This is a genomic window from Candidatus Rokuibacteriota bacterium (assembly GCA_016209385.1).
GTDB lineage: Bacteria > Methylomirabilota > Methylomirabilia > Rokubacteriales > CSP1-6 > JACQWB01.
In genome coordinates this window covers 1-19635 of record JACQWB010000133.1, presented here as the reverse complement: position 1 = coordinate 19635, position 19635 = coordinate 1, and the positions used below count along the sequence as shown (strand labels likewise).

Here is a 19635-nt window from a genome sequence, read left to right as displayed (position 1 = left end):
TCAGACATCGCATTCTCGAGGGCGCTTGCGCTTCAATCGAGTGGGCCACCCGGATGACGCATGTCCGTCGGGAAGGGCAGAGACATGGCACCGTCTAACTCGCCGCTCCAGCGGCCGGGCCGCTCCGCATCCCGCCGCTGAGCGGCACGTTAGACGGCGCAATGACCCGCCAGAAACTGGGCGCTGTCAGAAGGAGGAGAACAACATGGAACGCGCATCTTGGCTTCCCTCGCTGCTCCCGCTGGTCCTGCTGGTCTTTACGTCTTCGGCCTATCAATGGTAGTCCGTGATTCGCACGTCATGCGCGTTACCGTCCTTCCAGGGAAACATGATGCGAAATTGGTCGTTGATGCGGATGCTGTGAGATCCCGCCAAGGTCCCTTTGAGAGCTTCCAGTCGATTGCCTGGCGGCACCATCAAATCTCGCAACTCATGAGCGGCATTGAGCATATCGAGTTTCCTGCCAGCGACCTTCCACAGCGCCGTTGGAATGCGCCAGGCTGAGGACCTTACCCCCAACCTTCCTGGAGCCCGCAAAACAGGCCCGGAGGGTGGAGGAGACTGGCGAGGCGCTTCGGACTCTTGAGCCATTCCCAGCCAGATCGCGCCTGAGGGCATGAGGAGATCGGTGGGACTGAGCCTCTCCCCGTGCTCCTGGCAGATCGCATCCATGGCGTCCAGGAGCCTGGCCGTCGTCCCAGCTTCCTGGTCGGCCTCGCGGACGCCCGCGAGATCACGCCGCCCTCCTCAAGCGCGCCACCCGCGAAGGCGGCTGAGCCGGTCCACCACACGCCCCACTGCAACGTTTGTCCGCGCGGAAAGTTCGTCGTGAGGTATGCGAAACAGGCTAAAATTACCGTATCGGTGGAGAGATTTTCTAAGGAGGGTCAATCGTTACCAGACTCGGGCGGCCGCTGCTTGCTCAAGCCCGTGTTATTGCCAAGGGCAGAAGGATTCGTGATGTTCGACGTCTCGTTGCACGATACGGCGGAAGACCATCGGAATGGGTAAAGAAGAGCAGGCCTCGGTTTGAAATCGCCGGCGAGGACTTTGAGTATCACTGGTATGAACACCCGGGAATCGGTAAGGTTGAAGTGAAACGGAAGCAGGTGAATCAGCGGTGATTGTCAAACTGAGACGTAAGAACCCGCGCTATCGAGACTTGACGCCGGGGCAGCCATATCTCGTCATCGGTATCGAGGCCGATGAGTTTCGCATTCTGAACGATGCCGGTCGACCGTACTTGTATCCTTCCCGTTTATTTCGGTTGGTCGATTCTCGTGAGCCCCGCGATTGGGTCACCGAATTCGGTGAGGACCGTGAGCGCTATGCCTATCCGGTGCCCCTCAACAAGCCCGGCTTCTTCGAAGACTTCTTTGACGAAAAACCCAAAGCACTACGAACGTTTTGGCGGATCGTGAACCAGAGGCTTGCAGCCGTTAACAAGGTTGCTTAGCGCCTCGCCGCCCAACCGTCACGCTGCCGAGGCGCGTATGCAACGGGTAACGGTCCAGGTGGACGATCCTGCTTGCCCCGAAGCCCGCCAGCTGATCGAGCAGCTTGACGGATACCTGTCCAGCCTCCCCCGGTCCGATCTTCGGATCCGGAACGTCCTCGTATCTGAGCTTGTCCAGGCCGCCGTGCTCAGTGAACGCGAGCGCTTTCATGGACGATCTCCTCGGGAAAGCGAGTTGGAGCGGACGAAGTGCGCGGACGCCAGATGATAGCACGCGCACCGGATCGGCGGGTCGAGGTGGCGCAGCGGCGTGGTAAAATGCGACTTCGTGAACGCAGCGATCGCCCTCGCCCTGTCCGCCATGGTGTGCGGCGGAATCGGAGATTTCCTGTACAAGCAAGGGGCGCGCGCCGGCCTGCCGGCGCACCGGTTCCTCATGGTGCAGACCTGGACCTTCGGCCCGATGGTCGTGCTGTACGGGCTGGCCAGTCGGAGCCTGGTCTTCGACCCGGCCGCGCTCTGGGGCTGCGCGGCGGGCGTGTTCGTCTTCACCGGCTTCTACAACTTTGCCTGGAGCCTGAAGGCTGGACTGGTCAGCATCAACGCCCCCATCTTCCGTCTCAGCTTCGTCGTCACCGTGCTCCTCGCGGTCGCGTTTCTGGGCGAGCCCCTCACGCTCCGGAAGCTGGTCGGCATCGCCTGCGCCCTGGTGGCGGTGTGGCTCCTGATGGCGGCTGCTCCGGGCCCGGGCGTGCGCCCGGAGGGCAGCGCGAGCGTCGCGTCCCTGACGCGCGTGGGCGTCGCGACGGTGGCCATCGGCGTGGCGAACTTCATCTACAAGATCGGCCTCGGCGGCGGTGCGACCTCGAGCAGCCTGCTCACCGCGCAGGCCTGCGTCGTGGGCGGCCTGGCGCTGATCCTGGTGAGGATCACCGACGGAGGGGTGCGGGTTCCGGCGGGCGCGTGGCGCCACGCGGGCACCGCGGGCGTCATTCTCGCCCTGGCCTTCATCGGTCTGGTGGAGGCGCTGGCCCGCGGCCAGGCGAGCGTGGTGGTGCCGATCGCCCAGATGGGCTTCGTCGTCACGGCCATTCTCGGGATCCTCCTGATGCGGGAGCCGCTGAGCGGTCGCACGGCGCTGGGGCTGGCCGCGGCGGCGGGCACAATCCTGTTCCTCGCTGCCGGCTAAGTCGTGCCGGCCGCCCTCGGCGCCGATACGACCTTTACCCGTTGAACGCCTTCACCAGCGCGGGCCAGCGCGGGTCGTTCAGGTTCGGCTGGTACGGCTGGTAGAGGCTCACGCGGTCCAGGAGGCCGGCGTAGCGCTCCTGGATCCGCCGGGCGATGGTGTCGTAGCTCCCGGTCACCGCGTACGTCTCCACCATCTCGTCCGTAATCAGGTCGGCCATCCCCTGCCAGTCGCCTTCCACGGATTTCCTGTGGAGCTTGGGCGTCAGGTCCTGCCAGCCGTGAGCCGCCAGCACCGGCTCGTAGGTCCGTGTCGAGGCATAGAAGGCGATCTGCTGCTTGACGGCCTGCTTGGCCTGGGCGAGCTCTTTCCCGGTGTCTCCCACCATGGCGAAGATCGAGCTGACGTAGGTGAAGTCGCTCCGCTTCCTGCCGGATGTGGCCAGCCCCTCCTCGACGGCGGGGAGGACCAGCTCGCGGAGGTACTTCGGGCTGTTGAAGGGATGGACGTGGAGGCCGTCGCAAAGCTCGCCGGCGAGGCGGCAGATATAACGGTTCACTCCAGCGATGTAGATGGGGACACGCGGATGCTTGATCGGCCCCGGGTTGAAGAATGGCGTCATGAGGTCGAAGGTGTAGAAGCGTCCCTTGAAGTTGAGCCTGGTCCCGTTCTGCCAGGAGTCCCAGATGGTCCTGAGCGCGCGGATCACCTCGCCGAGCCTGGGTCCCGGGGCGTCCCACTTGACGGAGAAGCGCCGCTCGTTGTGTCCCTTCACCTGGGTGCCGAGGCCCAGGATGAACCGCCCGTCGGAGGCGGCCTGGAGGTCCCAGGCGATGTAGGCCAGGATCATCGGGCTCCGCGGGAAGGCCACGGCGATCGAGGTGCCGAGCTTGATCCTGGAGGTGGACGCCGCGGCCACGCCCAGGGGGAGGAACGGGTCGTGCTGGGTCTCGGAGGCCCAGAGGCAATCGAACCCCATCGCTTCCACTTTTCGCGCGTAGTCGCCGATGCCCTTGAGGTCATGGGTGAGCATACCGACGTCGAGCTTCACTGTTGGCTCCTCCGTAGGTGCTGAGCCAGAAACGCGCGAACGCGTTCCTTCGCATCGGCGGTCGCCGCTGGGTCATACCTCATTGTGTAGCCGCGGTAGACAACCGTGCGGTTCCCGAACCCGGCGACATCAAATCCGTGGTGCGCCCCAGGGTAGACCTTCCATACCACCGGCCGTCCCTCTCGCTGGAGTTGTTTGGTTACCTTCACGCACTGGCCAGGCGGTGTCCAGTCGTCCACCTCCCCGAGCAGGAGCAAGACGGGAATGGTTGTATCGTAGGCAACGTACCCGCAATCAGGGTAGAAGGCGATTGCCAGCCGAAACCCGCGGCCGCGAGGCCCTGATCTGATAGCGACGAGAGCCGCCATGGCGCCGTGGGACCAGCCGATTACTCCGATGCGGTCTTGATCCACAAAGGGCAATGAGCGGAGGTGAACGAGGGCTTCAACGGCGTCCCCCGCGACTTCATGGACCGTGTGCTTTCCCTTAAGACAGAGGTCGGTGGCACCACGTGGAGAAAGAGTGTCGACCGCCAGCGCGACGTAGCCCTCGGCCTTTAGCAACTCGGCCCAGTCGAAAACGTGCGGGCGCAAGCCCGCGCAGGTCGGGAGCAAGACCAGAGCAGGGAACCGACCCGGCCCTTCAGGACGGTAGAGCCTCCCAGCGGGCTGTGGAGGGGTGGTGCTCTGAACGCCGACCTGCGAGGCGCACGCTGTGAGAGAAAGGACTAGCCCCAGCGCGACGGATCGGGTCCCGAAGCGCCGGAAGCCGACCCTTTGCCGTCCGCCGTGGGTGAGCATGCCGATGTCGAGTGGCGTCTTAGCTTGTTTAGAGCTGCGCGCGGCGGTGGGCCCAGGGGGAGGCTGCCTCGAAGGCGGCCGCAGCCCTCAGCACCGTCGCCTCGGCGAAGCGCCGCCCGACGATCTGGAGCCCGACGGGCAGGCCGTCCGCGGTCCAGCCACAGGGCACCGACATGGCCGGCTGGGCCGTCAGGTTGAACGGATACGTGAAGGCAATCCGCGCCATCGGTGAGTCCACGTGGCGGCCTCCGATCTCGGTGGGGGGAGGACTCTCGAGGGGGCGCGGCGGCGTCGCGATCGTGGGGGTCAGCAGGAGGTCGTGGCGCTCGAAGAAGCGCCGGACGATCTGCCAGAACGCCGTGCGGCGGTGGACCGCCTTCTCGTACTCCACGGCGGTGAGCCGGTCCGCGTGGGCAATCCGCTCCACCAGAATCGGATCCATCTGGTCCTGCCACTCGGCGAGATAGCTGCGGAGCGCCGCCGCCCTGACCGGCGCCGTGAGGTCGAGGAAGATCGGCTCCGGGTCCTCGAAGCCCGGGTGCGCTTCTTCGACAGAGCAGCCGAGCGTCGCGAAGGTCTTGGCGGCGGCCTCGCAGAGCTGCTTCACCTCCCCGTCCACCGCGGCGTAGCCGAGGTCGGGGCTCCACGCAAGGCGCAGCCCGCGGATCTCACCCTCGGCCGCTCGCGCGAACTCCTCACCCGTCGCGGGGAGGGACTGGGGATCGCGGTCGTCGGGGCCGACCATGACGCTGAGGAGGAGCGCGGCGTCGCGGACGGTCCGCGCCATCGGCCCGAGGACCGAGAACACCGTCCAGGCGTTCGGGCTCGGATAGCGCGGCACTCGCCCGACGCTCGGCTTGAGCCCGACCACGCCGCAGCAGCTCGCGGGGATCCGGATCGAGCCGCCCAGGTCGCTCCCTTCCGCCAGCGGCCCCAGGCCCGCGGCGAGGGCCGCGGCGGCCCCCCCGCTCGATCCTCCGGCGATCCGATCCAGCATCCACGGGTTCCGCGTATGGCCGAAGATCAGGTTGTCGGTGACGCCCTTGCAGCCAAACTCGGGCGTGTTGGTCTTGCCGAGGAGGATCGCTCCCGCGCGACGGGCGCGCTCCACGACCGGGGCATCCTCCTGGGGGACGTGGTGCTCGAAGATCTTCGAGCCGAACGTCGTCCGGATGCCGGCCGTCGGGGTCAAATCCTTGAACGAGATCGGCACGCCGTGGAGCGGCCCGAGGGCGCGGCCTTGCATCACCGCGGCTTCGGCGTGCCGCGCCTCGGCGAGCGCCGCCTCAGCCACGACCGTGCAGTAGGCGTTCACCTTCGGGTTGACCTGCTCGATCCGCGCCAGGATGGCTTTGGTCACGTCCAGGGGCGAGAGCGTCCGGGTCCTGATCGCCTCCGCCAGCTCCGTCGCCGACATATAGCATAGCTCATCGTTCTGCATCGTCGCCTCCTCGGCGTTACCGGGGTTACTCGCTGAGCTTGACCGCCAGGGGAAATTGCTCCACCAGGAGCTGCCGTGCCTCTCGGATGATGGACTCGACGACCTCGCCGGCCCCCGGGAGGTTGTGGACCAGCCCCACGCTCTGCCCGGCCCACATCGGAACGTAGCCCGGATTGCCGTCGGCGGCAGCCTTCTGATAAATGTCGGCGGCCGCATTCGCCTGCCAGAGGAAGGGGAGGACGGGAGCGCCCGACTTCGCGTAGCGATCGGTGAACTCGTTCCGCATGACGCGGGCGTAGCGCCCGCTCAAGGCGTCGGTGACCGTGGTGGCGTCCGCCGACTGCTCCAGCAGGGCTTTCTTATAGAACACGGGACGGGGAGACATCATGGGCGAGCCTCCGACGCCAGCTCCTGGAGCGCCTGCTCGCGGAGCTTGGGCTTCTGGACCTTGTCGCCGTGGGGACCCGGCGTCCGGGGGACATCCTTCACCAGGCGGATGTAACGGGGAATCTTGAAGGACGCGATCGTGCCCTTGCAGTGGGCGAGGATCTCGTCCTCGGAGAGGATCTCGCCCTCCCTCGGGATGATGTAGGCGAAGGGGGCCTCGCCGAGCTTCGGGTCGGGCACGCCCACGACGAAGGCCTGGTGGACCTTCGGGTGCGCCATCAGGAACTCCTCGATCTCGCGCGGCGCCACCATGAAGTGGCTGATCCTCAGCACTTCCCTCAAGCGTCCCTTGAAGATCGTGTGGCCCGCCTGGTCCTGCACCGCGAGGTCGCCGGTCCTGAACCAGCCGTCGGCGGTAAAGGCGCTGGCGGTTTCCTCGGGTTTCTTGTAGTAGCCGCGGGTGACGAGCGGCCCGCGGAGCCAGAGCTCGCCCTCCTCGCCGGAGCGGCACGGCTCGCCGGTCTCGGGATTCACGACGCGGACTTCGAGCCCCGACGCCGGCGTGATGCCGGGAAGCTTCCTCAGCTCCTGGGACTCGTCGAGGTCGTGGTAGAGCGCGAGCGCGTTGACCTCGGTCATCCCGTAAGGCTGGAAGGCCTGACGGATTCCGATCCGCTCGACTGCGGCGTCGAAGAGAGCCTGGGCTCCCCCCGCTGTCATCGCGACGCCGCCGGTCCGGAGCGTGGAGCGATCGTAGCGGTCGAGGTCGGGGTGCTCGAGGATTCCCTGGAGCATGGCGTCCACGGCGCTCCAAATCGTGATCCGCTCCTTCTCCATGAGGTAGAGCGCCTGGCCCGGCTCGAACTGCTCCATCAGCACCAGGCACGCCCCGTGGCTGAAGGTGCTGAGCGGGATGTTGAGCCCGCCCCACGTCCCTGACAGCGGCAGGCTCAGGAGGACCCGGTCATCGGGCGTGACGCGGAGCCGCTCTCCGCAGGTCCAGCCGTGGGGGAGGCAGTTCCGGTGACTGATCATGGCGCCCTTGGGGAAGGAGGTGGTGCCGGAGGTGTAGAGGATCGTGAAGACGTCGTCGGGGTAGACTTCGGCTTGCGCAGCCCGAAACTCGGGCTCGAGGCCGGGATCGTCAGCGGCCTCGAGGACATCCCGGAGGCGGAGACAGCCCGGGTACGGATCCTCGGCCTCCACGATCACGCGCTGCAGCAGCGGAAACTTCTCGGCCCTGAGGTGTCCCGGCTCGGCCTCGGCCAGCTCCGGCAGGACCGCGCGGAGGACCTCGAAGAAGTCGACGTGGGCCAGGTGGTCGGTCAGAATCAGGGTCGTCGAGTCCGACTGGTCCAGGATGTAGGAAAGCTCGTGGGCCTTGTAGCGCGGGTTGAGCGCGACGACGACGGCGCCGATCTCGGCGCAGGCGTACGCGCAGAAAAGCCAGGCCGGCCGGTTGGGGAGCCAGATGGCGACCTTGTCGTCCTTCCTGATTCCCAGGGCGAGGAAGCCGCGGGCCAGGCGTCCGGCCTGACGACGGAACTCCCGGTAGGTGAGCCGCTGGTCGGCGAAGACCATGGCCTCGCGCTCCGGATACGCCGAGGCTACCTCGTCCAGCATCTGGCCGACGGTTCGCTCCCAGAACGGATTTTCACGCATGCCGCTACCTCTCGAGCCCGAAGACCCGGGCCGCGTTTCTGTGCGCGACCTGCTCGGCCACGTCGGGAGGCAACTCGCCCAGGATCCTGCGGGTCCATCGCATGAGCCGGTCCAGGGTGGCCGGCTCGAAGAGCTGGGGCGCCCAGACATCGATCCCCATCAGGAACCGGTCCGGCAGCCTCTCGATCAGCGCCTTCCACCGCGAATCGAGCGGTCCGGCTTCTGTCGCGAGCGCCGGGCTCCGGAGGAAGTGCATCCCCGAAAGGTCCGCCAGGAGGTTCGGGTTCCGCTCCAGGAGCCGCTCGAGGACCTTCGGGTCGGCGCTCCCGCCGTGAGCCAGGACGAGCCGCGCGGTCGGGCGAGTCTTGAGCGCGCGTTCCAACCGTTCGGCCGTTTCGTCGTCCAGCTCGGCATGGATCACGACGGGGAGCCCGTGCCGGGCGGCCACCTCCAGAATCGAGCCGAAGGCCGGGTCGTCGGGCTTGCGCTGGATCTTCCGCGACACCTGGCGGATGTGCACCTCGCCCAGGGCCGCGTACCGCCCGTTGGCGAGGAGCGCGTCGAGGCGCTTCGCCTCCGCCGGGTTCAGCGGGTCGGGAACCGGCGCGCCAGGCAGCACTTTGTCGGGATACTTCCGCGCGGCGGCGCCGATCCACTCGAGGTCCTGCTTCTGAACGCCACCGACGCCGAGGAGGAGGACCTTCCGGACGTTGTGCCGGGCCATCGCCTGAACGTAAGCGTCCAGCGCCTGAGGGTTGGGGAGGTGGGAGTGGGCGTCGATGATCGAGCCCCGGTACTGGGCGCTAGCCGGTCGTGCCACCGAAACAAGCGCAGCCAGGGCCGCCAGGAAGATGGCGAGTGCTTTTCGCATGATTCTAGGTGGCCGTTGAGGGAGGCTCCTACAGGAGTTGCAAGAATCTTTCGAGAGCGATGTCCGCCTGCTTGAGGATATGGCTAAGTGTCGAACGTTTGATTGGACGGTGGGCGGGGACCGTCAACTTGAGCGTTCGATCTTCGATGTGCTTCTGGAGGCGGATGTGACTACCTTTTTGCCTTATGACGACCCAACCATCTCGTTGTAACGCTCGGAGGACTTCGTGATATGAGAGGCTCGGGACTTTGGTTACATCACGAGTTCGATGACCCGAGCTTTCTCACTCACAATCGAGTCATCCTCGGTAGGTTCAAGGTATAACTCGATCGCCTCTTTGATGTTTTGGAGGGCCTCTTCCTCGGTGTCTCCTTCGCTAATGCATCCTGGAAGGGAGGGAACGTAAACCGTAAATCCCCCGTCATCGCTCGGCTCGAGGACGACCTTGAATTTCATATTGCCCGACGCCTCCCCGCGTCATTATGCCACAGGACCGATCAGGAGGACCGAGATTTCCCGATCCGCTTCAGGTGAAGCTCCAGCGCCCGCGTGACCAGCGCCAGGGCCTCCTTCTCGGTGCGGCCTGTCGCGGTGACACCCGGGTACTCGACCGCCGTCGCGACGAACTCCCCCTGCTCGTTCTTCTCGACGATGACCTCGAACTTCATTGGGTCACGCGCTGCTCCGAGCCGCTCAGGCCGCAGCGCCGGTCTTGCGCCACAGGAGGATTCCCAGGACAAGAACCCAGAGCGTGATGATGATCGAGAAGATGGGGAAGAGAACGTTGGTCACGAGGACCGAGGCGCCCCTGTACGCCTGATTCAGCCCGACGAGCGCCGAGCCGAGACCGGCCAGCGCCGCGACCCACCCGAGCCACCTGGGGTAGACGGCACTCGTCACGACGGCCAGCCCGTAGAGGATGAAGGTTACGCCGAAGAACACGATGATCCAGATGCTGAAGACGGCGAAGTCCACCAGCAGCAGAGCGTGGGCGACACGGAAGGCCACCGCCTTTTCGGCCTCGGGTGCATTCGCCCAGGCCCGCGCCAGTACCCGTATCGTGATCCCATCGGTCGCCATGAGGAGAGACAGCATGGCAGCGCTCACCAGGGACCCGGCGAAGCCGAGCCGCGCCCAGGCGGCACCCGGCTCTCCCTGGATCGAGCGATAGATCGCCGTCAAGCCACCCGTGATCAGCAGCACGGCGAAGAGGATCCCGACGTGGTCGCCCACCCAGATGGTGCTGTCGAGGATCATCCGGAGGAACGCCTCCGGACTCTCAACGGTCGCGGAGCGAGGATGAAGGATATTGACGACGAGCGCGAGAACTGAGCCAACGATGGCCGAGACCGATCCGATCCGCAAGAGCGATCGCTCGGGCATGACTCGCCTCCTCGTGTGTGGCTGGTGCAATCACCGGAGCCCGTACAGGCGGCGGGCGTTGTCGGCGAGGAGCTTCCGCTTCTGGACGTCGGTGAGGTCGCCGCGGCTCCGGATCTCCTCGAGCGATGCGGGGTAGTCGTGGTCCCAGTGAGGGAAGTCGGACGCGTAGACGATCTGGTTCTCGCCCACGAGGCGAACCGCCTGGGGGAGGAGCCACTCGTCGGCCTCGCAGGAGAAGTAGAGCGTCCCGCCTCGCACGTACTCGCTCGGCTTCTTCGTGAGCGCTGAGGCCTCGGCCGCGCCGCGCTTGGCATACTCGTCGTCCATCCGCTCCATCCAGTAGGGGACCCAGCCGCAGCCGGCCTCCAGGAAGGCCAGGCGGAGCCGCGGGAACCGCTCGGGGATCCCCTCGAAGACGACGGAGGTGAGCTGGCGCATCTGGCCGAACGGATGGGAGACCGTGTGCGCCTGGATGAAGCGGGGGAAGAGGTCGACGCCGGCCCCGCCCAGGTGGGAGCCCGAGGCGTGCACGCCGAGCATCACGTCGAGACGCTGGGCCTCCTCGTAGATCGGGCCAAAGCGCGCGTCGCCGAGGAGGTGGCTGCCGTCAGCGGCCAGCATCCCGCCGAGGAAGCCGAGATCTCCGACGGCGCGGCGGAGCTCGGCCGCCGCCGCTTCGGGATCCTGAATCGGCAGGAGGGCGACCGCCGTGAGGCGCGGGCTCACCCTGACGAACTCCTCGTGCAGGAACGAGTTGTACGCCCGGCAGAGCGCGACCGCCCAGGCGCGATCCTTCAGAAAGCTCATGAAGAGACCCAGGGTCGGGTACAGGACGGTCGCCTCGACTCCCCCGGCGTCCAGCGCCTTGAGCCAGCTCGCCGCGTCTCCTGCCCAGTCGCCGAGCGTTCCGAGAAGGCGCCTGTCCCATCCATCTGACGGATAGAACGGAAAGTTAAGCGGGCGCCTCCGGTATGGCTCCTCCAGGTACTTGGCCACCTGCTCGGTGCTCTCCGTCACATGACCGTCGGCGTCGATTGCAGTCATCGCGTGTCCCTCCACGGCGTGGAGTCAGCGCGGCCCGGCGAGGGCCTTGACGAACTCCTCGTCGATCAGGTCCGCCACCGTGAGCTTGTCGGGCAGCTTTCCGGCCTTTGCTTGCTCGGCGAGCAGGAACTCGAACCCCTTCACCGGAAGCCGGCCGTCCTCGGCGAAGGACTTGACGAACTCCTTGTAACCGGCCTCAGCGACCACCTGGTCATACTTCAAATATTTCTTGAGGATTGCGATTCCGACTTGAGGATTCGCTTTAACTTCCCTGAGGCCCCGTGTGTGGGCGCGGAGGTAGCGGACCACGGTGTCCCGCCGGCTCTTGAGGTAGTCGCTCTTGGCGTAGTACCCGAGGTAGCCCCAGTCCGGGATGATGTCGTTCAAGTCCACCAGCATCCTGAAGCCGTCCTTGTCCGCAATCAGCGTGTGCGGGAACCACATGATCGTGGCGTCCACCCTGCCGGCCTTGAGCGCAGCGTAGCGGGCGGGCGTGGACCCGATGGGAAGGATCGGCGCCTCCTTGATGGGTTCGATGCCGAAGTGGCGGAGGGTGAACTGGGTGAGGTAATCGGACTGGGCCCCGAAGTTGCTGATCGCCAGTTTCTTCCCCTTCAACTCCTGGGGAGACTTGATCGTCGGATGGGCGTAGAGCTTGAACGGCATGAAGTTGGAGATCCCCCAGAAGTAGCGGCCGTCCAGCTTGGCTTTTTTCAGATTTAGGACCTCGGTGATGGAGCCGTGAGCGATCTGGACCTCGCCCGCGATGACCGCCTGGGTGTTCTCGGTCCCGCTCTTGAAGATCGGGAGCGTCACCTCCAGCCCCTCGGCCTCGAAGAAGCCCTTCTCCTTGGCCGCGAAGATGGGCATGGCCGCGGGCGTCAGCGATGTCACCCCGACCGTCAGCCTCTCGGCTGCGGACGCCCCTCCGATGCCGGCGACGGCCGAGAGGGCGAGCACCATTGCGATCCCCAGCACCACACCTGCCACTCTCATGAGGCCCATAACCGTCCCTCCCTCTCGCTGTTGGAGCGCCGCGCGCTTGGGCCGTCGGGCGAGCATACGGCCCGGCCCCTTAGATCCCCAGATCGCGACCCCGCTCGCCCGCGCCGCCCCGGGTTGACTGGTCGGTCAGCATCGTCTTCTTGACTTCGCCTTCGATCAGATCCCACACGTAGTCCTCGAGCTTGAGGAAGCGGGGGTCACGTTTGATGGCCAGCTTCCGTGGCCGTTCGATGTCAATGGACACGCTCTGCTTGACCCGCCCCGGCCGCGCCGTGAACACGATGACCCGGTCCGAGAGGTAGACGGCCTCGTTGATCTGATGGGTGATGAAGAGCACGGTCTTCCTCGCCTGGCGCCAGATGTGGAGGAGCTCCTCCTGCATGATCTCCCGCGTCTGGGCATCGAGCGAGGCGAAGGGCTCGTCCATTAATAGGATCTGGGGGTCCACGACCAGGGCCCGGGCCAGGTTGACGCGCTGTTGCATGCCGCCCGACAGCTCGTGCGGGTAGTGGTTCTCGAACCCGCCGAGCCCGGCCAGCTCGATGAACTGTCGGGCGCGCTCGTGCGCGTGGTCGGAGTTGATCCCCTGGCACTCGAGGCCGTAGAGCACGTTGCCGAGCACGGTGCGCCACGGGAGCAGCGACGCGTCCTGGAAGACGACGGCGCGGTCCGGCCCCGGCCGGGTCACGACTTTGCCGTCAATGGAAATCCGGCCGCTCGTGGCGGGCAGGAGACCGTCCACGTTGTTGAGGAATGTGGTCTTGCCGCATCCGGATGGCCCGACGATGGAGAGGAACTCCCCCTCCATGATCTGGAGGTTGATCTCGTCGAGCGCCAGGAGCCGGCTCTCGGTCCGGGACTGGTAGTACTCGAGGCGGATTCCCTGGGCTTCGAGCTTAACCGGCATCGCTACGTCATCGGAGGGGGACACCCACGCCTTCGGCGTGGGTACCCGGGCCCCCTCCGAAGCCTCCCCCAGAGCTTGCGCGGGCAGAGCCCGCGCTCGAAGGACCCATGAGGACAATCCTGGCGGAGCGGTGTTTCAGCATCGCGCTAGGCGGCGGCTCCGACCTTCGGCCGCCAGGTGTCGAACCGCCGCTCGAGGCGGGTGAGCCCTTCGATCATGAGAAGGCCCGCGAGCGCGATCAGGATGACGCCGACGAAGACCTTGTCGGTCTGGAACGTGGCGCCGGCCACGGTGATCATGAAGCCGACGCCCGCGGTGGCGGCGTAGAGTTCGCCCACCACGATCCCGACCATGGCCCGGCCCACGCCCAGCCTGAGGCCGGTGAGGAGGAAGGGGACCGCGCTGGGGAGGATGATCGTCCAGAAGAGGCGCGGCTCGGAGGACCCGAAGCTCCGCGCTACGCTGAGCAGCCGGGCGTCCGTCGTCCGCACGCCGGCCACGAGGTTCAGGTAGATCGGCACGATCGCGCCCAGGAGCACGACGAGCACCTTGGACCAGATGTCGATCCCCACCCAGATGATGATCAGGGGGAGGAGCGCCACCCGGGGCGTGGCGTTGAGGGCCGAGAAGAACGGCTCCAGCGCGAAAGAGGCATGACGGTACCACCCGGCGACCAGACCCAGGGCGATGCCGGTGACCACGGCCACGGCGAACCCCAGCAGGAACTCGAGGCCGCTCACGCGGAGGTCGTTCCAGATCTCACCCGTGGCAAAGAGGCGCGCGCCGGTGCGGGCGATCGCCGTCGGGGAGGAGAGGAAGACGGGGTCGATTCGCCAGCGCCCCGCCGCTGCGCCGAGCGCCGGCTCCACGAGATCGGCCCACCATCCGCGGGTCAGGCCCTCCCAGAGCAGCAGGACGAGCCCGACCGTGAGACTCCCCAGGATGAATCGCTCGTTCTCGAAATAAAAGGCTCGAGCGCGGGTCATGGCTGGGTCAGGGGGCCGAGGAGGCCGGGGGGCGCCACCTGTCGAAGCGGCGCTCGAGGCGGTTCAGGAGTTCCACCGTCAGAACCCCGGCGCAGGTGATGGTCAGGATTCCGACGAAGACCGTGTCCGTCTGGAAGCTGCTCCCCGCCACGGTGATGAGGTAGCCGATCCCGGCGGTGGCGGCGTAGAGCTCCCCCACCACGACGCCGAGCAGCGCCCGCCCGGCCGCATACTTGAGCCCCGTGAAGACGAACGGCACCGTGCCGGGGAGCACGATAGTCCGGAAGATCCTGAACTCGGAGGCCCCGAAGCTCCTGGCCACCCGGAGAAAGCGCGCCTCGGTGATCTTCACCCCGGAGAAGGTGTTGATCAGGAGCGGGATCACGGCACCCAGGAACACCACGACGATCTTCGACCAGATCCCGATCCCGAACCAGATCACGAGGAGCGGCAGGAGCGCCACGCGGGGGACGGCGTTCAGGGCGTCGATGAACGGAGCGAGGCAGAAATAGAGGCGCCGGTACCAGCCGACGGCGAGGCCGAGGGGGATGGCCAGGCCGATGGCCATGAGGTAGCCCGCGAGAAACTCCGTGGCGCTGACGCGGAGGTGGCGCCAGAGGTCCCCCTCGCTGACGAGCCGGTAGGCGGCTCGGGCGATGCGTGTCGGCGCGGAGATGAAGAGGGGGTTGACGAGGCCGCTTCGGACGGCGCTCTCCCACGCCAGCAGGAAGGCCAGGCTCGCGGCGGCCCCGATGAGCAGCTGCTCGTGCTGCCGGTAAAACCTCCCGAGCCAGGAGGCTTCGACGCCGGGGCTCTGGGCCTCCACGAGGACGGAAGGCGTGCTCACTCGCCTCGCCTCCAGCGCGGAATCGCGTCCCGGTTCACCACGAAGACTCTCATGGCTTCTTGCAGATCACGTTGAGGAGGGCCTGGCGCTTCTCCTCGCGCACCACCATCAGGGCTCGGGCGAGCGCCTCGGGCAACGCCGCCGGATCCTCCACCCGCTCCCCGTATCCGCCTCCGGCCTGGCAGACCAGCTCGTAGTCGGGCGCGGGCTCCAGATCGCTCATGGGCATGGAGCCCGTCCGCACGGCCCAGCCGTCGGGGGCGTAGGCGCGGACGGCGCGCTTCACCGCGTTCCAGGAGCGGTTGTTGAACACCACGAAGAGCACCGGGAGCCCGTAGGCGCGGGCGACGAAGTGGGCCGCGGTCGGGGAGCCGAAGATGTACGAGCCGTCGCCGACGCAGCAGATGACGGTCTTCTCGGGCGCGGCGAGCTTGGCGCCGAGGGCGGCGCCGAGCCCCCAGCCCAGCCCTGCGGCGGGCGACGCGGCGAAGTACGTTCCGGGGACCGTGAAGCAGGTCTGCGAGGGATCCAGGTCGTACTCGTTGACGACGAGCGTGTCGGCTTCCAGCACGTCGCCCACGCAGCGCGAGAGCCAGGCCATGTCGATTGGCCGATCCGACTGGACTCGCCGAGCCTGCGCCTGCCATGCCTCACGGAGCCGGCGGTGCTCGGCTTGCCAGCGGCTTCGGCGGGCGCTGACGGTCTGGGCATCCGCGCCGGCCGTGCGGACCGCGTCGGCAAGGGCGCCGAGCGTGAGCCTCGGCGTCCCCGCCAGCGCCACGTCCACCGGGAAACCCCTGATCGGGTAGCGCGGGTAGAGGGGCTCCTGGGCCACCTGGATCACGGTGGCCTCTGGTCGCGGGGCCTTGAGCTTGGGAAACCAGGGGGCGTCGGACTCGACGACCAGGACAACGTCAGCGTCTCCGAGGTGAGGCGAGGGATCGTAGCCGGCGTGGAGCGGGTGATCCTGCGGGAAGTTCACGTGGGTGTGCCACTGGTCGAAGACAGGCATGCCGAGGGCTTCGGCGAGCCCGACGAGCGGCAGCACGGCCCCCGGGTCCCGGCCGGATGACTTGACGATGGCGATCGGGTTGCGGGCGCCTGCCAGGATCCGTGCGGCTTCTTCCACGGCCGCCTTTGCTTGCGCCGTGGCCCCGCTCGGAGACAGGCGCGGCGGGTCCGAGTATTCGAGCTGCTCGAGCCGCTCAGCCAGCACCTCGCGCGGCAGCGTCAGGTACACCGGCCCCTGGGGCTCGCTCTGCGCGATCGCGAGCGCGCGGTCGACGACGGTCTCCAGCTGGACTCCCAGCCTGAGCTCGTAGTCCCACTTGACGAACTCCCGCACCAGCGCGCCCTGGTCGAAGGCTTCCTGGGCCCAGTGGATGTGCCGGTCGCGGGCGCCGGGAAGGTTCCCCTCGGTCAGCGGCGTCCTTCCCGCCGTGAAAAGGATCGGGACCTGCGCCCGCGCCGCGTTCATGATCCCGCAGAGGGCATTGGCCGTCCCGACGATGACGTGGACCATCACGACCTGGGGGCGGCCCGTGACCATGGCGTAGCCATGCGCCATCGCCACCGCGGTGATCTCGTGGGGAACCGTGATCGGGCGGGGGAGCGCCTGCCCCTGCGCCTCGCGCTTGGCGAAGGCTTCCACGATCGGGGCGAAGTCGGTCCCGGCGTTGCCGAAGAAGTACTCGACCCGTCGTGCCGCGAGGAGCTCCAGGTAGCCTTCGGCCACGCTCTCCACCGCCGCGCGCTTGAGCATTGCTCCCCCTTGTGTCGACGCTAGATCATCGGATGGGGACACCCACGCCTTCGGCGTGGGTACCCGGGCCCCCTCCGAGGCCTCCCCCAGAACTTGCGCGGGCAGAGCTACCACGCGCTCCAGACCGATGCGCTCCGAGCGCGGGCTTCGCCCGCGCAACCCCTTCCTGGGGGGAGGTTCGGCCCCCCGAAATAAAGGGGGGCGAAGCCCCCCTCCGAGGGTACAGGAGGTTCATGGCCGTGAAGCGGAATCTGTGCGCGATCCTGCTTCTCGTCGCGATCGCGGTGGCGGCGCCGAGGCCCGCCTCGGCCCTCTGCGCCGTGGAGGGGAAGCTGGAGGCGGTGCGCCTCAACCTGGATGAGAGCCTCGCGTTCGTGATCCATATCCGCCAGGCGCGGGCTATGGTGGCGAACGCGTTCCACATCGAGCGACCGCAGCAGGGGGGGCTGGGTGACATCCCGGTGCTCATTCAGCTGCTGAACCTCGCGAACCCCACCACGGCGACGATCCTGGCGGTGGGCGACCTGGCGTCCTGCCCCGATGCCGCCGAGTATGAGCGAGCGCGCCAGGAGGGCGGCCGCTCGGTGCCTTCGGGCCGGCTCCTGCGGGTCTGGGTGAAGTACCGCTGACGACCGGCAGGGTTCTTCCTTGACAGGATTCGGGTAGCGCGCGTAAAGTACGCTATCTAAAGCGCGAAAGCGCGGGAGGGCCTCGTCGCGTGGGTCGGTCGGGATCCTCGGCGGTGACGCTGCGCGGAACCGGAGCGCTCGCGCGCGCGGCCCTCGCGGTCGCGCTCGTCCTCCTGGCCCAGGTCGCGGCCGCGGTGCCCCTGACGAAGCCCGAGGTCCTGAAACTGCTCCGCCGGAACCTCCAGGAGCGGCGGCTCATCGCCGTCGTCCGCGAGCTCGGCGTGGACTTCAAGGTGACGTCCGAGGTGATCGACGAGTTGCGCGCGGTCGGCGCGACGCCCGCGTTCATCGAAGCGCTCCAGGGCCTGGGTGACGGCGCCGCGCCGGCCGGGCCCGCCGCCGCGCCGCAGGCGGCACGCGCTCCGGTGACCCCGGCCCCCGCGCCGCCTCCGGCGCCGGCCGCGGCACCAGCTCCCGCGGCCTCGCCGGCGCCGGCTGCCGCGCCGCGCGCGCCCCCGCCTCCCGCACCTTCGGCGGCGGCGACGGGTGCCGTCCCCGGCGAGGGCACGACCGTCCCGCCGCCGGACGCGCCGCCTCCGGCCCCGGCGGCGCCCCCGCGGACTGCTGCCCCGGCGGCGGTGGCGCTGATTCCGGGGCCGCCCACGCCGCCGCCGCCGCCCGCCATCGGCGCGCTCGCCCCGGCGCCAGCGGCGCCGCCGGCGGCGGCCGGAGCCGCACCCCCGCCCAGCGCGCCGGCGGAGCCGGCCGAGGCGAAGGCGGCCGCCGCCGAACCGTCGCGGTGGGAGGTCGTGAGACCGCTCCTCGAGAAGGCGCAGGCCCTGGCCGGCGAGGGCGACATCCGCGGAGCCCAGATCCTGGTGGCCAAGGCGATGGAGATCGATCCCGGCGAGCCTCAGGTCTGGAAGGCCTTCAAGGGGATCGAGCAGGATCTCCTGGCGCGCGCGGAGACGCTGCTCGCGGACGGGCAGATCCCGCGGGCCCTGCGGGAGTTCCAGTTCATCATCACGACGAACCCCGAGTCGGCCGTCGGGCACAACGGGGTCGGAATGGCGCTCCTCCAGCTCAAGAACTACGACGAAGCGGTGGCGGCGTTCGAGCGGGCCCTCGCGCTGGATCCCGCGAACGTGCGGTACCGTCAGGCCCTGACGCGGGCGCGGAGTCTCCAGCGGGCCTCGAAGGCGCTGGAGCGGACCGGGCAGGAGAACCTGAAGAAGATGCTCGGCGACACCGGGCGGTAGAAAGGATCGGGAGCATGACGCGAGGGAGTCGTGGTGCGTTGCTGTTCGTCGCAGCGCTGCTGATCGCCGGCTGCGCCGCCGGGGCCGCGGACTTCGAGCTCGGGCAGACGCTCGCGGGGCAGCAGAAATGGGACGACGCGATCCGGGCCCTCGAGCAGGCCCTGCAGAAGGAGCCGGACAACGCGCAGTCCAAGGAGGCGCTGGCGAAGACGCGCGCCGCGGCGGCCGAGGAGCAGCTCCGGAGCGCCACGGCGGTCGCCGGGGCGATGGGCCAGATCCCCGAGGTGGACCGCGCGCTGGCGGTGATCCAGCGGGCGCTCGCCTACGACGCAAGGCACGCGGGCTCGCTCCGGTTCCAGTCCACGCTCCGCGAGCGCCGCGCGGCGCTCGGCCGGGAGGTCGAGCGGCTGCTCGCCGAGGCCCGGGGCTTCGCGCAGCGGGACGACTGGGCGCAGGCCGAGCAGGCGGTGAACCGCGCGCTCGCGATCGATCCCGGCAGCGCGGCGGCGACCCGCCAGAAGCAGGAGGCGAGCAAGGGCGCCTTGGAGAAGAGCCTGCGGCTCGCGGCGCAGGCCGAGGCCGCGGGAGACTGGCGTGAGGCCGCGAAGCACCTGGAGGAAGCCCTCGGTCGCGATCCGGGCAACGAGGGGTTCCGCACGCGCTTCAGGACCGCGCAGTCGCGCGACAACCTCGCCTACTACCTGGGTCAGGGCAACCAGTCCGAGGCGGCGGGGGAGCTCGAGAAGGCGTACGGGTTCCTGCGCGTGGCGGCGAAGTACTGGCCGAACGACGTGCGCCTCCTCGAGGCGATGGATCGGATCGCGCGCGAGGGCCGACGCCGCTTCTACACGGAGGCCCTCCGGCGCGCCGAGAACGACGACTGGGGCCGTGTCTACAACTCGCTCGGCCAGGCGGTACAGGCCTTCGGGCCGGCCACGCGGGTGGATGGCCAGCTC

23 protein-coding genes are annotated in these 19635 nt (G+C 67.9%); 5 read left to right on the top strand and 18 right to left on the bottom strand.

The genetic code is table 11. From position 1 onward, the window contains the following. Nucleotides 1–273: 273 nt before the first annotated feature. On the bottom strand, nt 274–591 hold the full coding sequence (locus HY726_08930; protein ID MBI4609120.1) for a type II toxin-antitoxin system RelE/ParE family toxin: 318 nt from the start codon (nt 589–591) through the stop codon (nt 274–276). Between the two features lie 529 nt (nt 592–1120). Here HY726_08930 and HY726_08925 point away from each other — a divergent pair. Beyond that, nucleotides 1121–1456, top strand: a complete 336-nt coding sequence (locus HY726_08925) for a hypothetical protein (protein MBI4609119.1) — start codon at nt 1121–1123, stop codon at nt 1454–1456. Here the strand turns inward: HY726_08925 and HY726_08920 are convergent. After that, nucleotides 1440–1667: a hypothetical protein gene (locus tag HY726_08920; GenBank protein ID MBI4609118.1), complete on the bottom strand. Its 228-nt coding sequence runs from the start codon at nt 1665–1667 to the stop codon at nt 1440–1442. The two genes, HY726_08925 and HY726_08920, sit on opposite strands and share 17 nt — an antisense overlap. Nucleotides 1668–1784: 117 nt before the next feature. On the opposite strand from HY726_08920, the gene HY726_08915 reads away from it, so the two are divergent. After that, nucleotides 1785–2645 (top strand): EamA family transporter, encoded by an 861-nt coding sequence (locus HY726_08915; GenBank protein MBI4609117.1) that lies wholly within the window; start codon nt 1785–1787, stop codon nt 2643–2645. 34 nt (nt 2646–2679) lie between these two features. Here HY726_08915 and HY726_08910 read toward each other — a convergent pair whose 3' ends face one another. The 16 genes from HY726_08910 to HY726_08835 all read right to left on the bottom strand — a co-directional run bounded on the left by HY726_08910 (nt 2680) and on the right by HY726_08835 (nt 16791). Next, on the bottom strand, nt 2680–3678 hold the full coding sequence (locus tag HY726_08910; GenBank protein MBI4609116.1) for a TIGR03617 family F420-dependent LLM class oxidoreductase: 999 nt from the start codon (nt 3676–3678) through the stop codon (nt 2680–2682). Nucleotides 3679–3692: 14 nt separating this feature from the next. Then, the gene (locus HY726_08905; protein ID MBI4609115.1) at nt 3693–4496 is read right to left on the bottom strand and encodes a dienelactone hydrolase family protein; all 804 of its coding nucleotides are present in this window, start codon (nt 4494–4496) and stop codon (nt 3693–3695) included. A 28-nt stretch (nt 4497–4524) separates the two neighbouring features. Continuing rightward, a complete protein-coding gene (locus HY726_08900; GenBank protein ID MBI4609114.1) occupies nt 4525–5937 on the bottom strand; it encodes an amidase in 1413 nt (470 codons plus the stop codon). Between the two features lie 25 nt (nt 5938–5962). Further along, nucleotides 5963–6325, bottom strand: coding sequence for a nitronate monooxygenase (locus HY726_08895; protein MBI4609113.1), 363 nt, complete (start codon nt 6323–6325; stop codon nt 5963–5965). Then, nucleotides 6322–7986 (bottom strand): AMP-binding protein, encoded by a 1665-nt coding sequence (locus HY726_08890; protein MBI4609112.1) that lies wholly within the window; start codon nt 7984–7986, stop codon nt 6322–6324. Before HY726_08890 ends, HY726_08895 begins: the two co-directional genes overlap by 4 nt. Before the next feature lie 4 nt (nt 7987–7990). Continuing rightward, nucleotides 7991–8857 carry an amidohydrolase family protein gene (locus tag HY726_08885; protein MBI4609111.1) on the bottom strand — a complete coding sequence of 289 codons (867 nt, stop codon included), beginning with the start codon at nt 8855–8857 and terminating at the stop codon, nt 7991–7993. A gap of 28 nt (nt 8858–8885) precedes the next feature. Then, nucleotides 8886–9044, bottom strand: coding sequence for a type II toxin-antitoxin system HicA family toxin (locus HY726_08880; protein ID MBI4609110.1), 159 nt, complete (start codon nt 9042–9044; stop codon nt 8886–8888). A 65-nt stretch (nt 9045–9109) separates the two neighbouring features. After that, entirely contained in the window at nt 9110–9313 is a 204-nt protein-coding gene (locus HY726_08875) for a type II toxin-antitoxin system HicB family antitoxin (protein MBI4609109.1), read from the bottom strand. Nucleotides 9314–9354: 41 nt separating this feature from the next. Further along, on the bottom strand, nt 9355–9525 hold the full coding sequence (locus tag HY726_08870) for a type II toxin-antitoxin system HicB family antitoxin (protein MBI4609108.1): 171 nt from the start codon (nt 9523–9525) through the stop codon (nt 9355–9357). 25 nt (nt 9526–9550) lie between these two features. Continuing rightward, on the bottom strand, nt 9551–10240 hold the full coding sequence (locus HY726_08865) for a hypothetical protein (protein MBI4609107.1): 690 nt from the start codon (nt 10238–10240) through the stop codon (nt 9551–9553). Between the two features lie 30 nt (nt 10241–10270). After that, nucleotides 10271–11284, bottom strand: a complete 1014-nt coding sequence (locus HY726_08860) for an amidohydrolase family protein (GenBank protein MBI4609106.1) — start codon at nt 11282–11284, stop codon at nt 10271–10273. 24 nt (nt 11285–11308) lie between these two features. Beyond that, a complete protein-coding gene (locus HY726_08855) occupies nt 11309–12289 on the bottom strand; it encodes an ABC transporter substrate-binding protein (GenBank protein ID MBI4609105.1) in 981 nt (326 codons plus the stop codon). A gap of 70 nt (nt 12290–12359) precedes the next feature. Continuing rightward, nucleotides 12360–13196, bottom strand: coding sequence for an ABC transporter ATP-binding protein (locus tag HY726_08850; GenBank protein ID MBI4609104.1), 837 nt, complete (start codon nt 13194–13196; stop codon nt 12360–12362). A 146-nt stretch (nt 13197–13342) separates the two neighbouring features. Then, nucleotides 13343–14182, bottom strand: a complete 840-nt coding sequence (locus HY726_08845) for an ABC transporter permease (GenBank protein MBI4609103.1) — start codon at nt 14180–14182, stop codon at nt 13343–13345. A gap of 7 nt (nt 14183–14189) precedes the next feature. Then, nucleotides 14190–15029, bottom strand: coding sequence for an ABC transporter permease (locus HY726_08840; GenBank protein ID MBI4609102.1), 840 nt, complete (start codon nt 15027–15029; stop codon nt 14190–14192). A 49-nt stretch (nt 15030–15078) separates the two neighbouring features. Continuing rightward, complete coding sequence (locus HY726_08835) at nt 15079–16791, bottom strand: thiamine pyrophosphate-requiring protein (protein MBI4609101.1); 1713 nt, start codon at nt 16789–16791, stop codon at nt 15079–15081. 239 nt (nt 16792–17030) lie between these two features. On the opposite strand from HY726_08835, the gene HY726_08830 reads away from it, so the two are divergent. The 3 genes from HY726_08830 to HY726_08820 all read left to right on the top strand — a co-directional run. Beyond that, on the top strand, nt 17031–17420 hold the full coding sequence (locus tag HY726_08830; protein ID MBI4609100.1) for a hypothetical protein: 390 nt from the start codon (nt 17031–17033) through the stop codon (nt 17418–17420). 113 nt (nt 17421–17533) lie between these two features. Next, nucleotides 17534–18679 carry a tetratricopeptide repeat protein gene (locus tag HY726_08825; GenBank protein MBI4609099.1) on the top strand — a complete coding sequence of 382 codons (1146 nt, stop codon included), beginning with the start codon at nt 17534–17536 and terminating at the stop codon, nt 18677–18679. A gap of 14 nt (nt 18680–18693) precedes the next feature. After that, nucleotides 18694–19635 (top strand): tetratricopeptide repeat protein (locus HY726_08820; protein MBI4609098.1); only part of this gene is annotated, 942 nt, incomplete at its 3' end.